This window comes from Paracoccus salipaludis, assembly GCF_002287065.1.
Classification (GTDB): Bacteria; Pseudomonadota; Alphaproteobacteria; order Rhodobacterales; family Rhodobacteraceae; genus Paracoccus; species Paracoccus salipaludis.
This window is the reverse complement of sequence record NZ_NSJZ01000081.1, coordinates 1-907: the sequence shown is the minus strand read 5'-3', so window position 1 is coordinate 907 and position 907 is coordinate 1. Positions and strand designations below refer to the sequence as shown.

Here is a 907-nt window from a genome sequence, read left to right as displayed (position 1 = left end):
ACCGCCGGAGGCGGGCGAGATCGAGGCGCTGACCAAGGAGGTTTCAGCGATCGGGCGGAACGTGAACCAGGCGGTGCGGGCGATGAACACGGCAATGCAGCGCGGTCAGAAGATCCCCCGCCTGCTGCACGACCAATTGGCTCACCAGCTGCACCAGATCGCCCAGCACAACGACAAGGCCCGCAGCCTGATGGTGCGCCGCGCGCAAGCTCAGAGGGCGCATGTGGATCAGATCATGGAGGCGATGAAGGGCAACGAAGAAGCCGCACCATCGGATTGAACAACTACTGTTCTGTAGTTACATTGCGCCATGAGAATGCGGTTTGTCTGGGATCCGGCGAAAGCGGAGTCGAACCATCGCAAGCATGGCATCCGGTTCGAGGACGCCGTGCGCGTGTTCTTCGACCCGCTGCATCTAACGGTGCAGGACCGAGTCGAAAGCGGCGAGTATCGCTGGCAGACCACCGGGCAGGTCGGGGGTGCCACCGTTCTGCTCGTGGCCCACACTGTCACCGAGGAAGGCCCCGAGCCTGCCGAGACGATCCGCATCATTTCTGCCCGCCGTGCCACCCCGCAGGAAAGGAAGCGATATGCCAATGGTTGAATACACCCCCGACACGCTGCCCGAGCTGACTGAGGAGCGGCGCAAGGAACTTGCCAAGCTGGACGCGCTGCCAGCCGATCAGATCGATACCAGCGACATTCCCGAGCTGACCGACGAGCAATGGGCCGGCGCAGTCCGAGGCCGGTTCTATCGCCCGATCAAACAGCAGATCACGGCGCGACTGGATACCGATGTGCTGGCTTGGCTGAAAGCCGGGGGACAGGGCTATCAGACCCGCATGAACGCGATCCTGCGTCGCGCCATGATGGCCGAGCTCGGCCGCCGCGGCTGAGTCGAACGGGC

At 63.5% G+C, this 907-nt stretch carries 3 protein-coding genes; all 3 read left to right on the top strand.

The window, feature by feature from the left end:
• The coding region (locus tag CK240_RS18810) for a hypothetical protein (protein ID WP_205957914.1) at positions 1-280 on the top strand (280 nt) is incomplete at its 5' end.
• A gap of 36 nt (positions 281-316) precedes the next feature.
• Positions 317-604, top strand: coding sequence for a BrnT family toxin (locus tag CK240_RS17635; protein WP_240517580.1), 288 nt, complete (start codon positions 317-319; stop codon positions 602-604).
• A complete protein-coding gene (locus CK240_RS17630; RefSeq protein WP_240517578.1) occupies positions 597-896 on the top strand; it encodes a BrnA antitoxin family protein in 300 nt (99 codons plus the stop codon). The genes CK240_RS17635 and CK240_RS17630 overlap by 8 nt, the downstream gene beginning before the upstream one ends.
• Positions 897-907: the final 11 nt, after the last annotated feature.